22 protein-coding genes and 1 tRNA gene are annotated in these 23945 nt (G+C 71.8%); 11 read left to right on the top strand and 12 right to left on the bottom strand.

What is annotated here, in order from left to right; genetic code table 11:
* Nucleotides 1–169 precede the first annotated feature (169 nt).
* Both ABTZ54_RS15535 and clpS read right to left on the bottom strand, forming a co-directional pair.
* Nucleotides 170–754, bottom strand: coding sequence for a DUF2017 domain-containing protein (locus ABTZ54_RS15535; protein ID WP_351662704.1), 585 nt, complete (start codon nt 752–754; stop codon nt 170–172).
* Entirely contained in the window at nt 754–1059 is a 306-nt protein-coding gene (gene clpS / locus ABTZ54_RS15530) for an ATP-dependent Clp protease adapter ClpS (protein WP_329420925.1), read from the bottom strand. Before clpS ends, ABTZ54_RS15535 begins: the two co-directional genes overlap by 1 nt.
* Before the next feature lie 100 nt (nt 1060–1159).
* Here clpS and ABTZ54_RS15525 point away from each other — a divergent pair, with 100 nt between their 5' ends.
* Together ABTZ54_RS15525 and ABTZ54_RS15520 are read left to right on the top strand one after the other, a co-directional pair.
* A complete protein-coding gene (locus ABTZ54_RS15525; RefSeq protein WP_351662701.1) occupies nt 1160–2488 on the top strand; it encodes a nicotinate phosphoribosyltransferase in 1329 nt (442 codons plus the stop codon).
* A 127-nt stretch (nt 2489–2615) separates the two neighbouring features.
* Nucleotides 2616–3206 (top strand): isochorismatase family protein, encoded by a 591-nt coding sequence (locus tag ABTZ54_RS15520; RefSeq protein ID WP_351662698.1) that lies wholly within the window; start codon nt 2616–2618, stop codon nt 3204–3206.
* 12 nt (nt 3207–3218) lie between these two features.
* Here the strand turns inward: ABTZ54_RS15520 and ABTZ54_RS15515 are convergent, their stop codons facing one another.
* Together ABTZ54_RS15515 and ABTZ54_RS15510 are read right to left on the bottom strand one after the other, a co-directional pair.
* The gene (locus ABTZ54_RS15515) at nt 3219–3515 is read right to left on the bottom strand and encodes a hypothetical protein (RefSeq protein WP_046912208.1); all 297 of its coding nucleotides are present in this window, start codon (nt 3513–3515) and stop codon (nt 3219–3221) included.
* 146 nt (nt 3516–3661) lie between these two features.
* The gene (locus ABTZ54_RS15510; protein ID WP_351662694.1) at nt 3662–6079 is read right to left on the bottom strand and encodes an immune inhibitor A domain-containing protein; all 2418 of its coding nucleotides are present in this window, start codon (nt 6077–6079) and stop codon (nt 3662–3664) included.
* Nucleotides 6080–6416: 337 nt separating this feature from the next.
* Between ABTZ54_RS15510 and ABTZ54_RS15505 the strand changes: the two genes are divergently transcribed.
* Nucleotides 6417–6710 carry a hypothetical protein gene (locus ABTZ54_RS15505; RefSeq protein ID WP_351662692.1) on the top strand — a complete coding sequence of 98 codons (294 nt, stop codon included), beginning with the start codon at nt 6417–6419 and terminating at the stop codon, nt 6708–6710.
* A 21-nt stretch (nt 6711–6731) separates the two neighbouring features.
* On the opposite strand, the gene ABTZ54_RS15500 is transcribed toward ABTZ54_RS15505, so the two are convergent.
* Nucleotides 6732–7451, bottom strand: coding sequence for an RDD family protein (locus tag ABTZ54_RS15500; protein WP_351662689.1), 720 nt, complete (start codon nt 7449–7451; stop codon nt 6732–6734).
* Nucleotides 7452–7644: 193 nt separating this feature from the next.
* On the opposite strand from ABTZ54_RS15500, the gene ABTZ54_RS15495 reads away from it, so the two are divergent.
* The gene (locus ABTZ54_RS15495; RefSeq protein WP_351662686.1) at nt 7645–8733 is read left to right on the top strand and encodes a S1C family serine protease; all 1089 of its coding nucleotides are present in this window, start codon (nt 7645–7647) and stop codon (nt 8731–8733) included.
* Nucleotides 8734–8736: 3 nt separating this feature from the next.
* Here ABTZ54_RS15495 and ABTZ54_RS15490 read toward each other — a convergent pair whose 3' ends face one another.
* Nucleotides 8737–10200: an RDD family protein gene (locus ABTZ54_RS15490; protein WP_351662683.1), complete on the bottom strand. Its 1464-nt coding sequence runs from the start codon at nt 10198–10200 to the stop codon at nt 8737–8739.
* Between the two features lie 308 nt (nt 10201–10508).
* Between ABTZ54_RS15490 and ABTZ54_RS15485 the strand changes: the two genes are divergently transcribed.
* Nucleotides 10509–11003: an SsgA family sporulation/cell division regulator gene (locus ABTZ54_RS15485; protein ID WP_351662680.1), complete on the top strand. Its 495-nt coding sequence runs from the start codon at nt 10509–10511 to the stop codon at nt 11001–11003.
* 26 nt (nt 11004–11029) lie between these two features.
* Here ABTZ54_RS15485 and ABTZ54_RS15480 read toward each other — a convergent pair whose 3' ends face one another.
* A complete protein-coding gene (locus ABTZ54_RS15480; protein WP_351662677.1) occupies nt 11030–12424 on the bottom strand; it encodes an FAD-binding oxidoreductase in 1395 nt (464 codons plus the stop codon).
* Between the two features lie 97 nt (nt 12425–12521).
* Between ABTZ54_RS15480 and ABTZ54_RS15475 the strand changes: the two genes are divergently transcribed.
* Nucleotides 12522–13928 carry a tetratricopeptide repeat protein gene (locus ABTZ54_RS15475; RefSeq protein ID WP_351662674.1) on the top strand — a complete coding sequence of 469 codons (1407 nt, stop codon included), beginning with the start codon at nt 12522–12524 and terminating at the stop codon, nt 13926–13928.
* Nucleotides 13929–14039: 111 nt separating this feature from the next.
* Here ABTZ54_RS15475 and hppD read toward each other — a convergent pair whose 3' ends face one another.
* Nucleotides 14040–15185: a 4-hydroxyphenylpyruvate dioxygenase gene (gene hppD / locus ABTZ54_RS15470; RefSeq protein ID WP_351662671.1), complete on the bottom strand. Its 1146-nt coding sequence runs from the start codon at nt 15183–15185 to the stop codon at nt 14040–14042.
* 121 nt (nt 15186–15306) lie between these two features.
* Here hppD and ABTZ54_RS15465 point away from each other — a divergent pair, with 121 nt between their 5' ends.
* The 4 genes from ABTZ54_RS15465 (at nt 15307) to ABTZ54_RS15450 (ending at nt 18075) form a co-directional block, all read left to right on the top strand.
* On the top strand, nt 15307–15786 hold the full coding sequence (locus ABTZ54_RS15465) for an Lrp/AsnC family transcriptional regulator (RefSeq protein ID WP_329420942.1): 480 nt from the start codon (nt 15307–15309) through the stop codon (nt 15784–15786).
* A 117-nt stretch (nt 15787–15903) separates the two neighbouring features.
* Nucleotides 15904–16521 (top strand): ArsR/SmtB family transcription factor, encoded by a 618-nt coding sequence (locus ABTZ54_RS15460; RefSeq protein WP_351662668.1) that lies wholly within the window; start codon nt 15904–15906, stop codon nt 16519–16521.
* Between the two features lie 23 nt (nt 16522–16544).
* Nucleotides 16545–16730, top strand: coding sequence for a hypothetical protein (locus ABTZ54_RS15455; RefSeq protein WP_351662665.1), 186 nt, complete (start codon nt 16545–16547; stop codon nt 16728–16730).
* Nucleotides 16731–16770: 40 nt separating this feature from the next.
* On the top strand, nt 16771–18075 hold the full coding sequence (locus ABTZ54_RS15450; protein ID WP_351662662.1) for an MFS transporter: 1305 nt from the start codon (nt 16771–16773) through the stop codon (nt 18073–18075).
* Here the strand turns inward: ABTZ54_RS15450 and ABTZ54_RS15445 are convergent.
* The 4 genes from ABTZ54_RS15445 to ABTZ54_RS15430 form a co-directional block, all read right to left on the bottom strand.
* Nucleotides 18008–18802, bottom strand: coding sequence for a S16 family serine protease (locus tag ABTZ54_RS15445; RefSeq protein ID WP_351662659.1), 795 nt, complete (start codon nt 18800–18802; stop codon nt 18008–18010). The genes ABTZ54_RS15450 and ABTZ54_RS15445 overlap by 68 nt on opposite strands.
* A 77-nt stretch (nt 18803–18879) precedes the next feature.
* Nucleotides 18880–19521, bottom strand: coding sequence for an IclR family transcriptional regulator (locus ABTZ54_RS15440; protein ID WP_046912351.1), 642 nt, complete (start codon nt 19519–19521; stop codon nt 18880–18882).
* Between the two features lie 417 nt (nt 19522–19938).
* Entirely contained in the window at nt 19939–21732 is a 1794-nt protein-coding gene (locus tag ABTZ54_RS15435) for a DEAD/DEAH box helicase (RefSeq protein ID WP_351663030.1), read from the bottom strand.
* Between the two features lie 421 nt (nt 21733–22153).
* Nucleotides 22154–23611, bottom strand: a complete 1458-nt coding sequence (locus tag ABTZ54_RS15430) for an MFS transporter (protein ID WP_351662656.1) — start codon at nt 23609–23611, stop codon at nt 22154–22156.
* A gap of 201 nt (nt 23612–23812) precedes the next feature.
* On the opposite strand from ABTZ54_RS15430, the gene ABTZ54_RS15425 reads away from it, so the two are divergent.
* Nucleotides 23813–23887, top strand: a tRNA-Cys gene (locus tag ABTZ54_RS15425).
* Nucleotides 23888–23945: the final 58 nt, after the last annotated feature.

The raw sequence follows: 23945 nt of genomic DNA, 5'->3' as shown, positions 1-23945 counted from the left end.
CACGGGCTTATCCGTGATCAATGAGGGCATGGGTGACGCGCACCACACGAAAAGGGGGATAAAAGGGACTTAATGGAGCAAACATGAGCGCTTGGGTAACGTATTCGTTATCCGGATTTGAGCGTCCGCTGAGCGAACACCCCGTCCGCGCGCCGAAACGGGCCTCCCGCTACGACAGGAGCGTCTCCACGAGTGACTCCTGGAGCGCCCCGAGCCACAGATACGCCATCACCATCGGCTTGCGCGGATCGGAGTCGGGCAGCCGGTACAGCTGCTCGCTCTCGTCGTCGTCCGTGACCTCCAGGCGGGTGCCGATGGTCAGCCGCAGGTCGTTGAGGGTGCCGAGCCAGGCGCGGGAGTGCTCGGGATCCAGCTCCAGGACGGCGCCGCTCTCGCCGGCCGCGTCACCGGCGAGCGAGTCGAGGCTGCGGACCATGGCGAGCGCGTCCTCGCGCTTGCGGGCGCGCAGGTCGTTCTCCGTGTAGCGGCGGAAGTCGGCGGCGGCCTGCCGCAGCTCGTCGCTCTCGTCCCCGTACGCGTCGGGGAAGAGCCGGCGCAGCGCCGGGTCGGAGGGCGGCTCGCTCGGCCCCTCGGCGAAGAGCGCGGCCAGCGGGTCCTCGCCCTCCACCGGCTCCTCGCCGGGGCCGATCAGCTCCAGGAGCTGCACGGCGAGGGAGCGGAGGATGGAGATCTCGACCTCGTCGAGCGCGATGGCGCCGCCGCCGCCCGGGAGCGCCTCGAAGCGGCCCGCCATCAGCCGCGGTCCTGGGTGAGGGTCGCCCACAGCCCGTAGCCGTGCATCGCCTGCACGTCCCGTTCCATCTCCTCGCGGGTGCCGCTGGAGACCACCGCGCGGCCCTTGTTGTGCACGTCGAGCATCAGCTTGTGCGCCTTGTCCTTGGAGTAGCCGAAGTACGCCTGGAAGACGTAGGTGACATAGCTCATCAGGTTGACCGGGTCGTTGTGCACGAGGGTCACCCAGGGCACGTCGGGTTCGACGACGGCGGAGACCTCCTCGGCCGATTCGGTCCGTTCGATCTCGATAGGCGCAACGCTCACTTACCCCATGCTGCCACCCTGACCGGCCGCCCGCATAAACGGGGTGGCCTCGGCGCGCCCCTATTCGTCAGAGTGACGAATACTGCGGTAGTATCCTCCTATGAACGCTGCGGACCTTGGGCTGCCGGTGGACGTTCCGTCGACGGCGCTCTTCACCGATCAGTACGAGCTGACGATGCTCCAGGCGGCCCTGCGGGCCGGCACCGCGGACCGCCGGTCCGTCTTCGAGGTCTTCACCCGCCGGCTGCCCGAGGGGCGCCGCTACGGCGTGGTGGCGGGCGTCGGCCGGGTGCTCGACGCCGTGGAGAACTTCCGCTTCGACGCGGACGTGCTCGGCTTCCTGCGCGAGCGCGGGATCGTCGACGAGCCGACCCTGAAGTGGCTCGCCGGATACCGCTTCTCCGGCGACATCTGGGGCTATCCGGAGGGCGAGGTGTACTTCCCGGGCTCGCCGGTGCTGCGGGTCGAGGGCTCCTTCGCCGAGTGCGTGCTCCTGGAGACCGTGATCCTCTCGATCCTCAACCACGACTCCGCCATCGCGGCCGCCGCCTCCCGGATGTCGGCGGCGGCGGGCGGCCGGCGGCTCATCGAGATGGGCGCCCGGCGCACCCACGAGCTCGCCGCCGTCGCCTCCTCGCGCGCCGCCTACGTGGGCGGCTTCGACTCCACCTCCGACCTGGCGGCCGGCTTCCGCTACGGCATCCCGACCGTCGGCACCTCCGCGCACGCCTTCACCCTCCTGCACGACACCGAGCGCGACGCCTTCCGCGCCCAGGTCGACTCGCTCGGCGGCGGCACCACCCTCCTGGTCGACACCTACGACGTGGCCGAGGCCGTCCGTACCGCCGTCGAGGTGGCGGGACCCGGGCTCGGGGCGGTCCGGATCGACTCCGGCGACCTGCTGCTCGTCGCCCACCGGGTGCGGGCGCAGCTCGACGAGCTGGGCGCGCGGGACACCAAGATCGTGGTCACCTCGGACCTCGACGAGTACGCCATCGCCTCGCTCGCGGCGGCGCCGGTCGACGCGTACGGGGTGGGCACCCAGCTGGTGACCGGCAGCGGCCACCCGACCTGCTCGATGGTCTACAAGCTGGTCGCCCGGGCCGCCTCGGCCGACCCCAAGGCGCCGCTGATCCCGGTCGCCAAGAAGTCCGTGGGCGGCAAGGCCTCCGTCGGCGGCCGCAAGTGGGCCGCCCGCAGGACCGACGCCGCCGGGGTCGCCGAGGCCGAGGTCGTCGGCACCGGTCCGGTCCCGGCCGCCCTGGTCGACCGGCAGCTCCTGGTCCAGCTGGTCAAGGGCGGCGACGTGGTGGCCCGCGAGCCGCTGGAGGCGGCGCGCGCCCGGCACATCGCGGCCCGGGCGGGGCTGCCGATGTCGGCGATCCAGCTGTCCCGGGGCGAGCCGGTGCTGCCCACGGAGTACGTGTAGCGGCCGGCGGCCCGGACGTGCGCCCCCTCGGGGGCGCGCGAACGCCGGGGAGACGCCCCCTCCCCTCCGGAGGGGGAAGTCTCTAGGCTCACAACCCACCCCATCCGACGCGCTAAGGACACCCGCCATGCACCGCGCATTGATCGTCGTGGACGTCCAGAACGACTTCTGCGAGGGCGGCAGCCTCGCCGTGGCGGGGGGCGCGGACGTCGCCGCCGCCGTCACCGACCTGGTCGGCCAGGCGGCCGGCGCCGCCTACCGGCACGTGGTCGCCACCCGCGACCACCACATCGACCCGGGCGCCCACTTCTCCGAGCACCCGGACTACGTCGACTCCTGGCCCAGACACTGCGTCGCGGGCACGGAGGGCGTGGGCTTCCACCCGAACTTCGCGCCCGCGGTCGCCTCCGGGGCGGTCGACGCCGTCTTCGACAAGGGCGCCTACGCGGCCGCGTACAGCGGCTTCGAGGGCCGGGACGAGAACGGCGAGACCCTCGCGGAGTGGCTGCGCGAGCGGCAGGTCACCGAGGTCGACGTGGTCGGCATCGCCACCGACCACTGTGTGCGGGCGACCGCCCTGGACGCGGCCCGGGAGGGCTTCCGCACCCAGGTGCTGCTCGACCTGACCGCGGGGGTGGCCAGGGAGACCACCGAGCGCGCCCTGACGGAGCTGCGGGCGGCGGGCGTGGCGCTCACCGGGGAGCCCGTGGTCGCCTAGCCGAAGGCGCCGCTAGGCCGCCTTCGGGAGCGAGCGTATGGGGTGCCAGAGCTCCTGGGCGGTGATCCGCCACAGCATCCCGTCCGGGTGGTGCAGGACGGCCGTGATCTCGTCCGGCGTCGGCGGCTCGGTGTTGCCCCGCAGATAGACCGCCCGCAGGCCCAGGTTCCGCAGCCGGGTCAGGGCGCGGGCACGGTTCGCGGCGTGCACCAGGAAGCGGACGGTGGCCCCGTCGCCGGCCGGACTGGGCAGTCCTATGGCGACGACGACACTGCCTCCCGGCAGTCTGCAGAACCCTCCATTGGGCATGCGGAACCACTCCCCCGTGGATCGACTGTCAATAAGGTCGGGCGGCCAGAGGCCGTAAGAGGCACCTAAACACGATCGGCCGCCGCCCGCTAGAGGGCGACGGCCGATCATGGTTTGACCTGCGACGATGTGAAATTACTTCGTCACTACTTGGTCGCGGGGCCCACCTGGACCGTGATCGTCTGGCCGTTGCTCGGCTCCTTGACGACCTGGATCTTGGTGTTGGTGTCAGTTACCTGGACACCGGCACGCGCGGTCTCCTTGTACCAGTAGACGCCGTTGCGGTCGTCGAAGACCGGGTTGCCGGCCTGGGACGGGACCCAGGTGCCGACGCCGGCCTTGTGGAGCGCGAAGCCGTCGGTGCGGGAGATGCTGAACGGCGAGTCGTACGCCTGGACGCGGGCACGCATCAGGCCGCCGTCCGACCACTTCAGCGGGCTCGGGTGGGCGTCGATCGGCAGGATGCGGCCGACACCCGGGTGCTGGGAGGTGTTGTTGTCCTTCTGGGACAGGTCCCACTTCCAGATCAGCAGACCGTTCTGGTACGGGTAGTGCTCGACCCAGCTGGCCTTGTCACCGGTGAAGCCGAAGTTGTACGGGCCGACCTTGAGGGTCTTGTCGTACGAGACGTACTGGCGGTTCTCCGCGATGTAGTACTGCTCGTACTCCTTCTCGAAGCCCTTGCCGATGCGCGAGAAGCCCTTGGAGACCCAGCCGTTGTCACCGTTCTCGGCGTTGTCCGAGAAGACGGGGGCACCGTCGGCGGTCAGGGTGATGGCGTCGGCCGTGAAGCCCTTGCCGCCCGCGCCGCCGTCCGTCTGGTAGCGGAAGCGGAGGTCGAACTTCTTGCCCGCGTAGGCACCGAGGTCGTAGACCAGCTTCTGGTGCTTCTCCGAGGCGCCGGTCAGGGCCGGGGCGCCGGAGGCGTCCTTCTGGAGCGCGACGCCGTCGGCGGTGCCGTCGAGGGCGGTCCAGTTGGCGCCGCCGTCGGTCGAGACCTCGGCGTACAGGAAGTCGTAGTCCTGCTCGATGTCGTACCAGCCCTGGAGCTCCAGGGAGGCCGCGCTCTTGCCGGTGAGGTCGACCGGGCGGGTCAGGGTGTTCTTGAGGTCGTCACCCATGTTGCTCCACCACTGCGAGGCGCCCTCGGCGGGAGCCACGACATCGGTGGTGACCTTCTTCTTCGGCAGCTCGACGACGAGCGCCTGCGGGTTCTTGGTGTTGTACTCCGAGACGCCCAGCTTGTGGGTGGTCTTGGTGGCCCGCTGCCAGTCGTTGACCTTGGCGTAGTTCAGCCAGCCGAGCTGCAGCTTGTCCCAGGCGTTCATGTCGCCGGGCAGGTCGCCGATGGAGTCCTTGCCGGTGCCGAGCCACGAGCCGGAGGACATGAGGGTCCAGAAGCCCGTGGAGTTCTCGCCGCCGGAGGTGTCGTAGTGGTCCGGCAGACCGAGGTCGTGACCGTACTCGTGGGCGAAGACGCCGAGGCCGCCGTTCTCGGGCTGCATCGTGTAGTCGCCGACCCAGATGCCGGTGTTGCCGATCTGGGTGCCGCCGGCCTTGTTGTTCGCCGGGCCGGTCTTGCCGGCGTCGGTGCCGTAGGCGTACCAGCGGTGGGCCCACAGGGCGTTGGTGCCCTCGGCGCCGCCGCCGGCCGACTCGTCCTCGCCCGCGTGGACGATCTGGAAGTGGTCGATGTAGCCGTCGGGCTCGTTGAAGTTGCCGTCGCCGTCGAAGTCGTAGCGGTCCCACTGGTCGTACGACGCCAGGTCCGCCTTGATCTGGGCGTCCGTGCGGCCCTTGGCCTTCTGGTCCTCGGCCCAGGCGGTGACGCCGTCGCGGACCGTGTCCCACACGTTGGCGCAGTTGGTCTGGCCGCAGTAGTTCGAGCCGTAGCGGGCCTCGTTGTACGGGACCTTGACCCAGTCGGAGACCGCGCCGTCGACCGAGTAACGGCCGGACGAGGTCTTCTCGTAGTAGGTCTTCAGGGACTCCTTCGGCTGGCCCTTGGCGTCCTTGCCGGTGCCGAAGTACAGGTCCTGGAAGTGCTGCTGGTTGTAGTCCGCCTGCCACGCCGTCGAGTTGTCGTTGGCGCGGTCCGGCTGGGCTATGCGGTTGTGCAGGGGGCCGGGCGTGCCGCCGTACTTCGGCTTCAGGTCCGGGGTGTCGTCGTCCTTGCGGTCGACCAGGGTCGTGTTGTCGACCTGGTCGCCGAACTCGACGAGGATGGTGAAGATCTTGTCGGTCTTCTCGCGGCCGAGCTCGACGTACTTCTTGTTGTCCAGCTTGACCACGTTCGAGCCGCCGCGGCTCTCGACCTTGGACTCGCCGCTCAGCACCTGCTTCAGGGCGGCCTCGCGCTGCTGCGCCTGCTGCTCGCTGAACGGGCCTTCGAGGTCGTGGTCGACCGCGGTCTTGTCCACGGAGCGCGCCCCGGGCGCGGCCGCGGACGGCACGCTGCCGTGGTTGTCGGCCCACGCGGTGGTGAAGGTCGAGGCGGTGGCGGCGGTGGCCGCGAGCGCCACGACGACTGCGGACGCTCGGATCGCCCGTCGTCTGTTGGTCACTTGGATTTGTCCTCCCCGGCGCCCCTCGCCGCGGACCGGTGTGGGGTATCCGCCGGCGGGTTTGCGCGTCACAAGTGACGACATTCGACCGGAGTTGGAGGAGAAAAGACAGATCTTGACTTGAACATACCAACTGCACTATGCAGGAGCGGACTTCCGATAATCGAACGCACGCCGAACACCGGGTGATCCCCGGACGACGGTTCGTGCGCCCCTGCGCCCCCCGTGCATCCGCACCGTGGGTTAGGTCACGCTTACTTCCCGTTCCCCTCGGGCATCCACCGTCGTAGAGTCGCCCATTGCCACGCGCACGCTCGCCCGAGGGACGGTACCCGTCATGCAGCGTCCGACCGCCGCACAGTCCGCCTACGGCTCGGCCACCGTCGTACTCGCGACCGTCGCCCTGCTGCTGCTCTCCGGCACGACCACGACGCTCGGCATCGCGGCGATCTGCGCCGCGGGACTGATCCTCGGGGTGCTGGTGGCGGTGACGATGCCGGTACGGAGGCGGCCCGTCAACCCCCCTGCGGCGACGGTACGGACCGCCGTCGAGCCGGTCACGGAAGACGACGGGATCCGGGTGCCGGCCGCGCCCGTGGGCGCCGGGGCCGACACCCGGATCCGTTCGTAACTCCACGTCCTTTTCGCCCTCTTACGGGGCGACCTGCACCACCACGGTCTTGGCGGCCTTGTCGTGCAGACCCTGCTTGTAGGGCTTGTCGACCAGGATCAGGATCAGCAGGAGCAGCGGCCACAGGCAGGCGCAGCAGATCAGCGTGGGCAGCCACAGCACGATCGCGCGGATCAGGGACGTGTTCATCGTCGGCGTGGAGCCGTCGTTGAGCATCGCGACCCGCAGCTTCAGCCACTTCTTGCCGAGGGTCTGCCCCAGCTTCGCCGTCATCAGGGTGTCGTAGCCGACGTACGCGACGATGGTGATGAGCTGGAAGACGAGCTGCCCGCCGCCGTTGAGGCTGTTGACCGTGTCCCCGAAGTCGTTGCCCTTCTGCGTCGCCCGCTGGTACACGTCGAACGGGATGCCGATGATCGCGAGCGGCACGGCGATGATCAGCCAGTCGATGATCCGCGCGGCGATGCGCCGCCCCGACTCGGCGAGCGGCGGCATCCCGGAGAGCGGATCGGCACCACCGTAGGCACCGCCGTAGCCGCCGTACTGCGGGGGCGGGGGCGGGGGCGGCGGCATGTTGGTGTCGTACGGGTTCCCCGGCGGCGGAGTCCCCCCGGGCGGGGGTCCTCCGGGAGGCGGTCCTCCCGGCGGTGGGCTCGGCGGGGTGGGGTCCGGCGGGCGCTTGGCGAACGGATCGTCCTCGGGCGGCTGGTCCGGAGGCGGCGGCGGCTGATCGTTGCTCATGGGGGCAGTGCACCCCGGGGGCCGGAGCCCCGCAATCGATCGCCCCCCGTTCGGGGGACGGGTCGTCCGGGCGGGTTCCCGGCGCCACTCTTGGATGCTTGTCCGTTCAAACCTTGACCGCTGTACAAGACCCCTCCCCCGGCCGGACCTAGCCTGAAGAGGGGGCTTCCGTCGCGGGAAAGGCGGCGAGCTCATGAAGGCACGGGCCTCAAGCGCTGCGCTCGGAGCCGCGGCGCTGGTACTCGGTCTGACGGCCGGCACCGCGTCGGCGTACGGGAACGACCTGGATCCCAAGGAGATCTACGAGCGGTCCGCGCCCAGCACCGTCCACGTGCTGGGGAAGACCGGCTCGGGCAGCGGTTTCGTCTACGACGCCGACAAGGGGCTCATCGCCACCGCCGCCCACGTGGTGCAGGGAGAGGCGTCGCTGAAGGCCGTGGTCGGGGACCGGCCGGCGGCACCCGTGCGGGTGGTCGGCATCGACCCCTGCGAGGACCTGGCCGTGCTGGAGTTCACCTCGCCCCAGTCGGACCTGAAGGCGATGGAGTTCGGCGACAGCAAGGACCTCCAGGCGGCGGACACGGTCGTCGCGCTCGGCTACCCGGCCTCGCTCGGCAGCCAGGGCGACGCGCAGAAGCCCGCCTTCACCAGCGGCTCGGTCCAGAACCCGGACGTCCAGAACGCGGAGCCGTCCGCCTCGCTCCCCCGCTACCCGTCCACGATCCAGCACTCGGCCACCGTGAACCCGGGCAACTCCGGCGGCCCGCTGCTCAACGCCGACGACAAGGTGGTCGGGATCAACGTGCTGAGCGTGACCGGCGACACCCAGGGGCAGTTCTACTCGATCAGCTCCGACCACGCCCGCCCGATCCTCGACGCCCTGGCGGGCGGCCAGGTCAAGAACGACCCCGGCTGGCGCCTCAAGGCCGTGGACGACCCGACGGTGGCCGACGAGTTCGTGACCGAGGACCAGCCCCAGGTCGAGGCGATCCAGAAGCGGCTGGCGGCCGACCGGGCCTCCGGCGTGCTCGTCGTCGGCGTGGCCAGCAACTCGCCCGCGGCCAAGGCCGACCTGGCGCCCATGGACCTGATGACCGCCATGAAGGACAGCCCGGTGAACTCCGTCGGCGAGGTCTGCGACATCCTCCAGTCCACCGGCCCCGGCGAGACCGTCCCGCTGGACGGCGCGTACACCTACGACGACCCGAAGCAGAACATCACGTTCGGCGACGGGTGGACCACCAACCTCGTGCTCAGCAAGAACGGCGGCGGGGCCGGTTGAGGCTCACCCCGCGACGAAGGTGCGGGCCGCCTTGTCGTGCCAGCACTGCCGCCAGGGGCGGTCGAACAGGCACCACAGCACGTTCAGCACCCCGAGGACGAGCAGCCCGAGCAGGCTGTAGACCAGCCAGCGGCGCAGCGCGGCGCCGAACGCGGGCGGCTCGTGCGCCTCGATGTCCCGCACCTCGATCCCGCACAGCTTCTTCCCGAGCGTCCGCCCCCACCGGGACGTGGGCAGCGCCTCATAGAGAGCGCCGATCACCAGGAGCGCGGCGAGGACGACGCCGAACTGCACGGAGGTCGTCGAGTCGATCAGCCACACCTGGACGGTGACGCCGGACTGCTTGGCCGCCTCGATCTTGGCGTTGATGTGGTCGACGGCGCCGGTGACGAACGGATACGACACGGCCCCGACCATCGCCCCGAGCACGACGGTGTCGATGAGCCGCGCCACCAGCCGCTTCCCCAGCCCCGCCGGCCGCGCGGCGGCCTGCGCCCGCGCGGCCGCCATGAAGACGTCCTCGACGGGGGGCTTCCAGGGGGTGACGGGCTGGGGGGACTGGGGGGACTGGGAAGACTGCGGGGGCTCTACCGCGCGCGCGGGGGCGGGCACGGCCGGCTGGGGCTGGGCTTGGGGGGCCGGTGCGGCTTGCTGAGGCTGGACCTGCGGGGCCTGCGCGACCTGCGGGGCCTGCGCCGCCTGCTGGGCCCAGGACGGCGATACGGGCATGCCGCCGAGCCGCGCGGGAGCCGCCGGGGCGCTCTCGGAGACCCGGCCCGGACCGGCCGCCCGGTCGTCCCCGGGCCCACCGGCCGCGGGCCAGACGGGCGCGCCCGTGCCCTGGCCCGTACCGACGGGTCCGGGCCCCTCGGCGGGGGCGGGCGTGTCCAGGGGGGCCGGGGCGACGGCCCCGGCAGCGGCCGCCGGTGCGGCGACGGGGCCCTGGCCCGGCAGGGCGGGCAGCGCGCCCGTCGCGGGCCACTCCTGCGCCGGTTCGGCGGCCCGGCGCGGGTCGGCCGGGGTGCTGCCCGCCTGGGGCCAGGCCTGGGCCGCGGAGCGCGGGTCGGCCGGGGGCTGCTGCGCCGGGAGGGCGGAGTCGTCCCGGCCCCAGGAGACCCTCTGGTCGCGTTCGCCGCCGAAACCCGTCTGGACGGAGGTCGTCGCGTGCCACACCGAGGCGGGTTCCTGGGCGGCGGACGGCTCGGGGTCGGCGTCGAGGAAGACCGGCCCGGTCTCCTCGACCGCGGGGGCGGCGGGGAGCGAGGGAGCGGGCGCCGGGCTCGGGGCCAGCTGGGGCGCGACCGAGACGGGCGGGGCCGGCAGGGCCTCGCCCTCCTTGGGCGCCGGGCGGCTGGTGCCGGGCACCCAGGCGCCGCCGTTCCAGTACCGGATGTACCCGGGGATCGACGGATCCGGGTAGTAGCCCGCCCGCGGTACCTCTCCGCCGCCTCCAGGAGGAGTAGCCACTGCCCCGACTCCGTTCAGTCACAACGTCCTTGGTCCGCGCGGCAGCGCCCCGACCGCGCCGCGCCCAAGGAGGACAGTAACGAAGAACGCCCCCGTGGGGACAAGGAGCCCGGCAGAAAGCCCGCCTTCGGGGGACGGAACCCCGTTTTCGTCACTCAGTGTGATCCTCGGGCCCGCGCCGACCGGGCCGTCGGACCACCCCGAAAAAAATCTTCGGAAACTTTCCCGAAGTCGCGTAATGAATCGGCCCGACCCCCCTCTCTCCCTGTGAAGGCCCACCCGCGGGCCCCGGAGAGAGGCAGCACGCCATGCAGAACACCGAGAAGAACAACGTCGTCGAGCGCGAACTCGAACTGAAGCTGGTCCTGTCCCCCGAGCGCTCCATCCCGGTCCCGGCCCGCCTCGCCTACCGCGTCGACGACCCGTACGCCGTGCACATCACCTTCCACATCGGCTCCGAGCACCCGGTCAACTGGACCTTCGCCCGCGAGCTCCTCGTCGAGGGCGTGTTCCGGGCCTGCGGCCACGGCGACGTCCGGATCTGGCCGACCAAGGTCGACGGGCGCAACGTCATCCTGATGGCGCTCTCCTCCCCCGACGGCGACGCCCTCCTGGAGGCCCCCTCCGCGCAGGTGTCCGCCTGGCTGGAGCGGACCCTGCGCGCGGTGCCGCCGGGCACCGAGACCGAGCAGCTCGGCATCGACGACGGTCTCGCCGAGCTCCTGGCCACCACCGTGATCGCCGACGAGCTGTGGCTGCGCGACCCGTGGCCGTCGGACGAGTCCACGGACGGCGAGCTGTGAACCGCGTACGGGACCGACGGCTCCGGTCAGAACAGCTTGCCGGGGTTCAGCAGGTCCAAGGGGTCGAAGGTCCGCTTGATCCCGCGCTGCATCTCCACCCCCACCGGCCCCAACTCCCTCGCCAGCCACTCCTTCTTCAGCACGCCCACCCCGTGCTCACCGGTGATCGTGCCGCCCAGGGCGAGCCCGAGCGCCATGATCTCGTCGAAGGACTCCCGCGCCCGCCGCGACTCGTCCTCGTCGGCGTGGTCGAAGCAGACGACGGGGTGCGTGTTGCCGTCGCCCGCGTGCGCGCAGACCCCGATGGTCAGCCCGTACTTCTCCGCGATGGCGGCCGTGCCGGCCAGCATCGCGGCCAGCTTCGTGCGCGGCACGCAGACGTCGTCGATCATGGTCGCGCTCTTGATCGTCTCCAGCGCGGTGAGCGACAGCCTGCGGGCCTGGAGCAGCAGTTCGGACTCGGCGGCGTCCTCCGCGGGCACCACCTCGGTGGCCCCGGCCGCCCGGCAGAGCTCCCCGACGGCGGCCAGGTCGGCCCCGGGGTCCGGGGTGTCGAAGGCGCACAGCAGCAGGGCCTCCGTCGTGTCCGGCAGCCCCATGTGGGCCAGCCTGTTGACGGCCCGGACGGTGGTGCCGTCCATGAGTTCGAGCAGCGACGGGGTGTGGCCCCGCTCCATGATCGCGCAGACGGCCTCGCAGGCGGCGGCCGCGGAGGGGAACTCGGCGGCGAGCGCGAGCTGCGCGGGCGGCTGCGGCCGGAGCGCGAGCACCGCCCCGACGACGATGCCGAGGGTCCCCTCGGAGCCGACGAAGAGCCGGGTCAGGTCGTATCCGGCGACGCCCTTGGCGGTGCGCCGGCCGGTCCGCAGCAGCCGCCCGTCCGCGAGCACGACGTCCAGACCGAGCACGTACTCGGCGGTGACCCCGTACTTCACGCAGCACAGCCCGCCGGACGCGGTGCCGATGTTCCCGCCGATGGTGCACATCTCCCAGCTGGACGGGTCCGGCGGGTAGTACAGGCCCCGCTCGGCGACGGCCCGGGAGAGCACGGCGTTGATGACGCCCGGTTCGACGACGGCGATCCGGTCGACCGGGTCGATCTCCAGGATGCGGTCCATCTTGACCAGGGAGAGCACGACGCAGCCGTCCGAGGCGTTGGCGCCGCCGGAAAGGCCGGTACGCGCGCCCTGCGGGACCACCGGGACACGCAGCGCGGTCGCCGTGCGCATGACGTGCTGGACCTGCTCGACGGTGCGGGGCAGCACGACGGCGGCGGGGGCGCCGGCGGCGCAGAAGCCGGCCATGTCGTGGGCGTACGAGGCGGTGACGTCCGGGTCGGTGAGCAGCGCCTCGGGCGGGAGTCCGGCGCGCAGTTCCTGGTGCAGCCGGGCCTGAAGATCGTTCTGCTGAAGATCGTCCATGGGTCCAGCGTGGCACCCGGGGCCATCGGTGTGAACCCGCCGGGACGGGCGCTCGTGTGCTCTTCGTACAGCCGCCCGCGGGCGCACAGTGAGCGCCATGAGGAGCGAGAACGTGTCGAGGACGGTGCTGGCCTGCGGGGTGGGCGCGGTGCTCGCCGCGACGGCGCTGGTGTACGTGCCCGAGCTGGTCGGCCGGACGCCCGCGCCCCCGCCGGGCCCCGCCGAGCGGGCCGTGAGCGCGGCGCACGCCGGAGCGCGGGCGGCGCTGCCCGATCTGGTCGCGCTGATCGGAGACCGGGAGCGCTGGCTGAAGGCCCATCCCGGTGACGACGCCTCATGGGCGGTGCTCGGCGCGGCCTATACGGAGCGGGGGCTGCGGCGCGCGGACCCGGCGGACTTCTCGCGCGCGCAAGGAGCCCTGCAACGCTCCCTCACGGTGCTGCCGGCCGACCGCGGGAACCTGGACGCGCAGGTGGGCATGGCGGCGCTGGCGAACGCGCGCGGCGACTTCGGCACGGCGAAGCGCTGGGGCGAGCAGGTCCGCAAGACGAACCCGAAGCGCTGGTCGGCGTATCCGGTGCTGATCGACGCCTACGAGGGCCTCGGCGACTACAAGGCGGCGCAGAAGGCGACGGAGACCCTCGCCGAGCTGCACAAGGGCGCGGCGGTCAGCGCCCGCTCGGCGCGGCTGTTCCGCAACCGCGGCTGGCGCGAGGACGCGGGCGCGGCGGCCCTGGACGCGGTGGCGCTCTCGGAGACCGCCGCGGACAAGGCGGCGGCCCTGGCCCGCCTGGGCGACCTGGCGTGGGAGCGGGGCGAGCCGGCGGAGGCCCTGGGCTCGTACGACACGGCGCTGCGCCTCGTACGGGACGACCCGCCGTCGCTGGCGGGCCGCGCACGGAGCCTGGCGGCGCTCGGGCGCGCCGACGAGGCCACGTACACCTGGCAGGCGGCCCTGGCCCGGCAGCCGCTCCCCGACCTCCTCCTGGAGGCGGGCGAGCTGTCCGACTCGCTGGGCCGGGACGGGGACGCCCAGACGCTGTACGGGCGGCTGCGGACCCAGCGGCTGCCGGGCGCCGAGGTGGCGCTCGGCCTGCTCGCGGCGGACCACGGCGACCCGGCGGAGGCGGTGCGGCTGCTCCGCGCGGAGTGGGCGCGGGGGCACCGCTCGGTGCGGGTGGCGGACGCGCTGGGCTGGGCGCTGTACCGGTCGGGCGAGCCCAAGGAGGCCCTGGGGTACGCGAAACGGGCCACCGACGAGGGCCTGCGCAGCGCGCTGTTCGCGTACCACCGGGGCGAGATCGAGCGCGCCCTGGAGTCCGGCGGCCCGGCCCGCCGCCATCTGGCGGAGGCCCTGCGGATCAACCCGTACTTCTCCCCGCTGCTCGCCCCGCGCGCGCGGGAGGCCGTCAAGGCCCTGGGCGACCTCCCGGACGAACTCCCCAAGGACGTACGCCCGGAGGAGCCGAAGAAGCGGGCGGAGGGCAGCAGGACGAAGGCGTAGAGACCGAGGGGTGTGTCCCGGGCGGTCCCCCGTGCCGCCCGGGACGTGGGGAAGGGCCCGGCCCCGGGGATCGTCACCCGGGCCGGGCCCCTCGTGCGTGGCCGGCAGCCCCTAGAGGTTGCCGCGCTTCTCCTGCTCGCGCTCGATCGCCTCGAACAGGGCCTTGAAGTTGCCCTTGCCGAAGCCCATCGAACCGTGCCGCTCGATCATCTCGAAGAAGACGGTCGGACGGTCCTGGACCGGCTTGGTGAAGATCTGCAGCAGGTAGCCGTCCTCGTCGCGGTCGGCGAGGATCTTCAGCTCGCGCAGCTCGTCGATCGGGACACGGGTGTCGCCGACCCACTCGCCGAGCGTGTCGTAGTACGCGTCCGGGACGGACAGGAACTCGACGCCGGCCGCCCGCATCGCGCGCACGGTGGCGACGATGTCGTTCGTGGCGAGCGCGATGTGCTGGACGCCGGGGCCGCCGTAGAACTCCAGGTACTCGTCGATCTGCGACTTCTTCTTCGCAATCGCCGGCTCGTTGATCGGGAACTTGACCTTCTTGGTGCCGTCGGCGACGACCTTCGACATCAGCGCCGAGTACTCGGTCGCGATGTCGTCGCCCACGAACTCCTTCATGTTCGTGAAGCCCATGACCTTGTTGTAGAACGCGCACCACTCGTTCATCCGGCCGAGCTCGACGTTGCCGACGCAGTGGTCGATCGCCTGGAAGGTGCGCTTGGCCGGCGGCTCGACGATCGGCTGGGCGGCGGAGTAGCCGGGCAGGTAGGGGCCGTCGTAGCCGGAGCGGTCGACGAGGGTGTGGCGGGTCTTGCCGTACGTGGCGATGGCGGCGAGGACGACGGTGCCGTTCTCGTCCTTGAGCTCGTACGGCTCGACGAGCCCGGTGGCGCCCTGCTCGACGGCGTGGGCGTAGGCGGCGCGCGCGTCCGGCACCTCGATCGCCAGGTCGATGACGCCGTCGCCGTGCTCGGCGACGTGCTCGTCGATGAAGCGGCCCCAGTCGCTGGTGGCCTTGATGACGGAGGTGAACACGAAACGGGCGGAGCCGTTGGTGAGGACGTAACTGGCGGTCTCGCGGCTGCCGTTCTCCGGTCCGGAGTAGGCGACCAGCTTCATGCCGAAGGCCGTGGAGTAGTAGTGCGCGGCCTGCTTGGCGTTGCCGACGGCGAAGACGACCGCGTCCATTCCCTTCACCGGGAAGGGGTCGGCCTCACGCGCGGTGGTCGGGGTGTGATCGATGGTCTCAGTCATGACGCCAGAGTCCCGCCGTCCGGCAAGCTGCGCAATAGTTTCTTGTTCCTCTGGTCAATCTGCACAGTGATGCGCCACCATCGGCGAGCGACTTGTACATGATGACCATCAGGAGGCCGCCGTGGCGATCGATCATCTGGACGGACGTCTGATCGTGCTCCTCGCGGAGGAGCCGAGGATCGGGGTCCTGGAGGCCTCGCGCCGCCTGGGCGTGGCCCGCGGCACGGTCCAGGCGCGGCTGGACCGGCTCCAGTCGAACGGGGTGGTCCGGGGCTTCGGCCCGCAGGTCGACCCGGCGGCCCTGGGCTACCCGGTCACGGCCTTCGCGACCCTGGAGATCAAGCAGGGCCAGGGCGCGGACGTACGGGAGCACCTGGCGACCGTCCCGGAGGTCCTGGAGCTGCACACGACCACCGGCCACGGGGACATGCTGTGCCGGCTGGTGGCCCGCTCCAACGCGGACCTCCAGCGGGTGATCGACCGGGTCGTCGGCTTCGACGGCATCGTCCGCGCGTCCACGGCGATCGTGATGGAGAACCCGGTCCCGCTGCGGATCATCCCGCTGGTGGAGCAGGCCGCGAAGGACGACGCCGGGCGGTGACCCGAGGGGCCTCCGGGCGGTGACGGAAGGGCCCTCCGGCGACCCTCCGGGTGAGTTGCAAAGAACTCGCTGCAAAAAACCATTGCAGAGAGTCCTTTGCAACTCTACTGTGGAGTCATGCCCGAGAAGCCCGAGCCGGAGCAGGCCTCCGCGCCCACCCCCGACGAGAAGCCCCACCGCGTGCTCGACCCGCGCTCCCTGCGCGGACTCGCCCACCCCCTGCGCATCCAGCTGCTGCGCGCCCTGCGCCACCACGGCCCCGCCACCGCCTCCCAACTCGCCGAGCGGCTCGGCGAGTCCAGCGGCGCCACCAGCTACCACCTGCGCCAGCTCGCCGCCCACGGCTTCGTCGAGGACGACCCGGAGCGCGGCAAGGGCCGCGAGCGCTGGTGGAAGGCGATGGCCCAGGGCACGACCTTCGACGAGGCCCTGTACGAGCACCCGGACCCCGAGGTCCAGGGCGCCGTCGAGGTCTACCTCCACGAGATAGCGACCATCCACACCCAGGAGCTCAACACCTACCTGGGCACCCGGCACCAGTGGGCCGACACCTGGCTCGGCGCCTCCGACATGAGCGACTTCACGCTCCACCTGCCCCCCGAGCGGCTGCGCGAGCTCGACGCGCGCCTGCACGCCCTCATCAACGAGTACCGGGACACCGAGGACCGCGAGGCCCCCGGCAGCCAGCGCGTCCGGATGCACCTCCACGCCTTCCCCCAGCACGGCGAGAACTGACCACACCGACCGAAGGGCCCGCCATGCACGCCGACATCCACCTCGTCCTGCACACCCTGAACGCCGGCGAACTCCAGGAGGCCGCCGCCGCCCGGGCCACCCCGGGGACCCCCGCCACCTCCGTCCGCGTCCAACTCGGCTGGAAGCTGGTCGAGTTCGGCCTGAAGCTGGCCGTCCAGCAGCCGCGCGGCACCTACGTCACCGCCTGACGGCCGCCACCGGGCGTCATCCACAACGGGGGGAATCACCGTGCGAGCACGCACACCACTGGCCACCGTCCTGGCGGCCAACGCCATCTCCATCAGCGGCAATTCACTCACTCTCATCGGCGTCCCGTGGTTCGCCCTGGAGACCACCGGCAGCCCCGGCAAGGCGGGCCTGGTCGCGTTCTTCGCCGCCGTGCCGGTCGTCTTCTCCGCGATCTTCGGCGGCCCCGTCATCGACCGGATCGGCCGCCGCCGCGTCTCCATCGCCTCCGACCTGGTCTGCGCCCTCGCGCTCGCCGCGATCCCGCTGCTCAACCGGGCCGGAGTGCTCCAGTTCTGGATGCTGTGCGCCCTGATGGGCGTCACCGGCCTCTTCCACGCGCCCGGCGAGACCGCCCGCCATGTCCTCATCCCCGACCTCGCCCGGCACGCCGGCACCCCGCTGCCCCGGGCGGCCAGCCTGTACGACGCCGTCTCCCGTGGCGCCCGGATGACCGGCGCCGCCCTCGCCGGCCTCCTCGTCGCCCTCATCGGCGCGGACACGGTCCTGTACGTGGACGCCGTCACCTTCGGCGCCTCGGCCCTGCTCGTCCTCGCCGGACTCCGGGGCATACCCTCCGCCGAACCGCTCCGCGAGGCCCCGAGGCTCTCGCTCGCCGCCTACCGCTCCGACCTGCGCGCGGGCTACTCCTTCCTGGTGCACACCCCGCTGCTGCTCGGCATCAACCTGATGGTGATGGTCACCAACGGCCTGGGCCAGAGCTGGAACGCGGTGCTGCTCCCCGTGCACGCCCGCGAGGAGCTCGGCGGCTCGGCCGCCATCGGGCTGCTCGTCGCCGTCTTCGGCGGCTGCGCCCTGCTCGGCGCGCTGCTGTACGGGACGGTGGGCCACCGCTTCCCGCGCCGCCCGGTCCTCGCCGTCGGCTTCCTGCTCGCCGGGGCACCCCCGTACACGGTCGCGGCCCTCACCGACACCACCCCGCCGCTGCTCGTGACGATGGCGCTCGGCGGACTCGGCGCCGGAGTGCTCAACCCGATCCTCACCACGGTGTTCTACGAGACCGTCCCCGAGGAGCTGCGCGCCCGCGTCGGCGGCGCGAGCACGGCCGGCGTGCTGCTCACCACCCCGCTCGGCGGCCTGGCGGCCGGCTATCTGGTGGAGCGGGCCGGCATCACCACGGCCCTGCTCACCTGCGCCACGCTCTACTTCCTGGCCACGCTCGCACCCCTGGTCCTCCCGTCCTGGCGGGCGATGGACCGCCCGTCGGGGAAGACCGGGCTCAGCAGCTCGGAACCTTCGCTTCCTGCCCCTGCCCCAGGGCCCGCAGAGACGACACCGCGTCGCTGAGGGTGGTCACCGGCACCAGGCGCAGCCCCTTCGGCAGCTCGGCCTGCGCCTGGGAGCACTCGTCCTTCGGCACCAGGAAGACGGTGGCCCCGTCCCGCGCGGCGGCCTGCGTCTTCAGGGACACCCCGCCGACCGCGCCGACCTTGCCGTCGGGCGTGATCGTGCCCGTACCGGCGACGGTCCGGCCGCCGGTGAGGTCGCCGCCGTCACCATTGCCGTCGATCTTGTCGACAATGCCGAGGGAAAAGAGAAGCCCGGCGCTGGGCCCGCCGACGTCGGCGAGGTGCAGGTCGACCTTCACCTGCTTCGGGTCAAGGCTCAGGTAGCCGAGGGCGGCGAGGGAGGCCGCGTCCTGCGACTCCTTCATCTGCCCGAGGTTGCGCCGCTCGATCTCCTTGTCGGACTTGCCCGACGGGTAGACCGACTCGCGCGGCAGCACAGCCCGGTCCGTACGGAACCAGGCGTCGGCCACCTCGGCGAGGTCGATGTCCTCCGAGGGGCCGGTGGCGAGGATCGTCGTCATCCGCAGCTGCCCCTCGGTCGCCCGGACCGGGACACCGCTGACGGTGATCACCTCACGCCCCTGGTCCTTGCCGAGCACGTCGGCCGTCGTCCCGGGCTGAGCGATCGAGAACGGCAGCGGCGCGAGCCCGGCGACGGCGAAGAGCGCGACGACAGGAACGGCACAGAGCGCGAGCGCGCGACGACGCGAGAGACTGGAGAACACGCCCCCAATCTACTGGGCCCGGTCACGGGCGGGCGCGGACCCGCGCCTCCGGCCCGTCACCGCCGCGGTCACATGCCCTAGCGCAGCGCGTCGGCGACCTCCCGGGCCGCGTCCACGACGCGCGGTCCGACCCGCTCCGGCACGGCGTCCGAGAGCATGACGACGCCGACGCTGCCCTCGATCCCGGTGACCCCGACGAGCGGCGCGGCGGCCCCGCTGGCCCCGGCCTCCAGCTCGCCGTGGGTGAGGGTGAAGCCCGGTTCGATGAGCTCGCCCAGCCGGGCGGCGAGGATGGCGCGCCCGGCCGCCCCGCGGTCCAGCGGGTGGCGGAAGCCGGCCCGGTAGGCCACGTGATAGTCGGTCCAGGTCGGTTCGACGACGGCGACGGCGAGCGCTTCCGCCCCGTCGACCAGCGTCAGATGGGCCGTCGCGCCGATGTCCTCGGCGAGCGAGCGCAGCGCGGGCAGCGCGGCCTCCCGCACCAGCGGATGCACCTGGCGGCCGAGCCGGAGCACGCCGAGCCCGACCCGGGCGCGGCCACCCAGGTCGCGGCGGACGAGGGCGTGCTGTTCGAGCGTGGCGAGCAGACGGTAGACGACGGTCCTGTTGACACCGAGTCGGTTGGACAACTCGGTGACGGTCAGGCCGTGGTCGGTGTCGGCGAGCAGTTTGAGGACTCTGAGTCCCCGGTCGAGCGTCTGGGAGGTCTCCGCGGTCACGACGCCCTCTCCTTCGGAGTGAGTGACAGCGGACTCGTACGAGAGCTGCGGCACCGGTCCCATCGGCGACGCACGTCAGAGGCCGCCGGCAGGACGGGCACACCGGCTGCGCTCCGCGGCGGCGCTGCCACGGGGCGTTTGCTTGAGCCGGGACAGTAGCGACCTGCTCCGCTCAGCGGAAGACCTCGTCCAGAATCCGGGCGCGCGCGACCGGATACGGGCGGTTCGGGACCTAAGTCAGCCGAACTGGGGACTTTGGAGGACAAGGACGCCCAGGCGCCGCCCGTAGCGTGGAGGAGCGCGAGGCCCGACCGTGGGGGCCGGTCCTCGCCGCACCGTCCCGTCCCCTCGGGACGGCCGAGAGGCCCGTACACAGCCTGTGTACGGGCCTCTCGGCCATTCAGGACCGGCGGGGCGTCACCGCATCCGGGTGGCCCACTCCTGCACCTTCTTGATCCGCTCGCGGATCTGCCCGGCGGTGGCCTCGGCACTCGGCGGTCCGCCGCACACCCGGCGCAGCTCGGTGTGGATCACGCCGTGCGGCTTGCCGCTCTGGTGAACGTACGCACCGACCATCGTGTTGAGCTGTTTCCTCAGCTCAAGGAGCTCCTTGTGGGAAACCACCGGACGCCGCTCGGCCGGCAGCTCCAGCAGATCGGCCTCGGTGTCCGGCTTCTTGCGACTGTGCGCGATCTGCCGCGCCTGCCGCTTCTGGAGCAGCAACTGCACCTGGTCGGGCTCCAACAACCCAGGAATCCCGAGGTAGTCCTGCTCCTCCTCGCTCCCCGGGTGCGCCTGCATGCCGAACTCGGCGGCGTTGTAGAGCACGCGGTCGAAGACGGCGTCGGACTCCAGCGCCTCGAAGGGCAGCATGTCCTGCTCGCCGGTGTCCTCGTCCTGCTGCTTCTCGGCCTCGGCGAGCTCCTTCTCGGACTCGGCGTACGGGTCCTCCTCGCCCTCCTTCTTCGGCCGGTCGAGGACGTGGTCGCGCTCGACCTCCATCTCGCTGGCGAAGCCGAGGAGGCTCGGGATGGTGGGAAGGAACACCGACGCGGTCTCGCCGCGCCTGCGGGATCGCACGAAGCGCCCGACGGCCTGCGCGAAGAACAGCGGCGTCGAGATGGTGGTCGCGTACACGCCGACGGCGAGCCGCGGCACGTCGACGCCCTCGGACACCATCCGGACGGCGACCATCCACCGAGCGGTGTTCTCGCTGTACTCGTCGATACGCCCAGAAGCCCCCGCGTCGTCGGACAGCACGACGGTCGCCTTGGTCCCGGTGATCTCCCGGATGAGCTTGGCGTAGGACCGCGCGGAATCCTGATCACTGGCGATGACAAGCCCACCCGCGTCCGGAATCGACTTCCGGACCTCGGTGAGCCGCTGGTCGGCGGCGCGCAGCACATTGGGCATCCAGTCGCCGCGCGGGTCGAGCGCGGTACGCCAGGCCTGGGAGACGGCGTCCTTGGTCATCGGCTCACCGAGCCGCGCCGCGATCTCGTCACCGGCCTTGGTACGCCACCGCATGTTGCCGCTGTAGCTCAGGAAAATAACAGGCCGGACAACCCCATCCCCCAGGGCATTCCCATACCCATACGTATAGTCGGCCGACGACCGCCGAATCCCATCATTCCCTTCCTCATACGTGACGAAGGGAATCGGATTCGTATCGGACCGGAAGGGCGTACCGGTCAGGGCGAGCCGCCGGGTGGCCGGATCGAAGGCCTCCAGACAGGCCTCGCCCCAGGACTTGGAGTCTCCGGCGTGATGGATCTCGTCCAGGATGACCAGCGTCTTGCGCTGTTCGCACCGGTTGCGGTGCAGCATCGGCCGCACACCGACACCGGCGTAGGTGATGGCGACCCCGTCGTACTCCTTGCTGAGTGGCCCGGCACTGTAGTCGGGGTCCAGCTTGATCCCTATGCGCGCGGCGGCGGCGGCCCACTGCTTCTTCAGGTGCTCGGTGGGCGCGACGACGGTGATCTGCTGCACCACGTGGTGGTGCAGCAGCCAGGACGCGAGGGTCAGGGCGAAGGTGGTCTTGCCGGCGCCCGGCGTGGCGACCGCGAGGAAGTCACGGGGCTGCTCCTGGATGTACTTCTCCATCGCGCCCTGCTGCCAGGCTCGCAGCTTGCCGGCGGTACCCCACGGGGCACGGCCGGGGAAGGCGGGAGAAAGGTGATGGGAGGAGGAGGCGGTAGTAGTCACGATCTCCGGTTCGACGCTCGTCCAGATATGACAACCGGGCCACCTTACCGGTGCGACCCCCAAGACCCACCCCGATGACCACCATGGCGCCCCCGCTTGAGACGGTCCTCACAACCCCCACGAAAGATCAACACCCCCGAGACCGACGGCCGACGGACGACGGGGAAGGGGGCGGAAGGGTCGGCCGACGGGGAAGGGGGCGGGGGGCCGGACGACGGCAGAAGGGGGCGGACGACGGGGAACGGGGCGGGGGGGGCCGGACGACGGCGGAAGGGGGCCGGGGCCGGAGGGTGGGGGGTGTCCGGACGTGGCGGCGCCCGTAACGAGCGAAGCGAAGTGAAGGTCGCAGTCCGGACACCCCCCACCCTCCGGCCCCGGCCCCCGCACCCCCCACGGGTTCAGCCCCCAAGACGAAACCCGCCCCCTACGACGCGCCCCCCCGAACCCCCAGCCGAGTGGCAACCCAGGCCCCCACCGCCGCGACAACGGCCATCGGCAGAAACACGGCGGCGAACGCGCCCGGATGCGACCCCCCCGCGCCCGCCGAAGCCGCGTGCCCCACCGCCCCCCCGCCGAGCGCGGCGAACGCCGCCCCACCCGCCGCGAGCAGCAGCACGTTCGAGAGCCCGTCGGAGATCTGCAGGGCGGCGGAGTTCGCCCCCGCCTCCTCCGGCGCCGACAGCTTGAGCAGCAGCACGCTGGTCAGCGCGATCACCATGCCCATGCCGAAGCACCCGACCGCCCAGGCCACGGCGACCACCCACGCCGGCACGGCCTCGATCAGCACGCTGGGCGCGGCGGCGATGGCGAGCGCGACGAGGATCATGCCGACGACCATGAGCCGCTCGCGGTACGGCTCCGTCCACGGCCGCGACTGGACGTAGGAGCCGAGCGCCCAGGTCAGCCCGCCGACCGCGAGCGAGAGCCCGGCGAGCGTCGGGCTCAGCCCCCGCTGGGTGACCAGCATCAGCGGTACGAAGGACTCGGCCGCGATGAAGGAACCCGCGGCGATCCCGCGCAGCAGCACCACCGAGGGGAGCCCGCGGGCCGCCCGGTACGTCCCCCGGGGCAGCAGCCCACGCACGGCGGGCACGAGCAGCGCGGCGCCCACGACGGCCGGCACCAGCGAGACCCAGCGCAGCTCCTGCCCCGCGTACTGGAGCAGGGCGGCCCCGAAGGAGACCCCGAGGGCGAGCCGGATCCGCCGCCGGTCGTACGGCGGGAGCGGGGCGTCCGGGTCGGCGGGCCCGGACGCCGTCCGGCGTATCGCGGGCAGCGCGAGGGCGAGCGGGAAGACGACGAGGGCGGGGATGCCCACGAACACCCACCGCCACCCCAGGTGCTCGGTGATCGTCCCGGAGGCGAGCGGCCCGACGACGGACGGCACGACCCACGCGGCGGCGAAGGCGGCCATGATCGAGGGCCGCAGGCGCTCGGCGTAGGCCCGGCTGATCACCACGTACAGGGCGACGATCACGAGCCCGCCCCCGAGCCCCTGGACGGCCCGCCCGAGGATGAACAGCCACATCGTCCCGGCCGTACCGGAGAGCAGCAGCCCCGCGGCGAAGGCGCTCATACCGGCGGTGAGCGGCGCGAGCGGCCCGCTGCGGTCGGACCACTGCCCGGAGAGGACCATGGCGAAGAGGCTGGTGGTGAAGTACGCGGAGAAGGCGAAGGCGTAGAGCGAGATCCCGCCGAGCTCGCGTGCGGCGACCGGCATGGCGGTGCCGACGGCGGTGGCCTCGAAGGCGATGAGCAGGACGACGGACACGATGCCGATGCTGAGCGCCCGGTGCTCGCGATCGAGCACGCTTCCGCCGCCGGTAGGAGTGGGTACGGCGGCGGGAGGCGCGGCTGTGTCACGGGGTTCGAGAACGCTCATCCCACCAGAGTAAGGGCCATGACCGTAGGTGACCCCTGTCGCGAGTCGGGTTACAAGATGGTCCCTTAGCCCTAGTCCCAGCCCTTCCCCTCCTCACCCCATGAACACCCTGTGACCCTCGTATGGCAGTCGTGTTGCACGACCCCCGCCCCCCTTGAGCCCACCCCACCCCCCGCCTAACGTCTTACTCGTCGCCACCACGACCGTGTGCCCGAGTGGTTGAGGGGCTCGCCTGCAAAGCGAGTTACGTCGGTTCGATTCCGATCACGGTCTCCACGGAAGGGGCGCCCCAAGATCAGGGGCGCCCCTTCCCCCGTTCCCGATCCCCCGTAGG

The sequence above is a fragment of the Streptomyces sp. NPDC094032 genome (assembly GCF_040303965.1).
Lineage (GTDB): Bacteria > Actinomycetota > Actinomycetes > Streptomycetales > Streptomycetaceae > Streptomyces.
The sequence above is the reverse complement of the archived record's forward strand: the minus strand, read 5'-3'. Positions and strand labels throughout refer to the sequence as shown.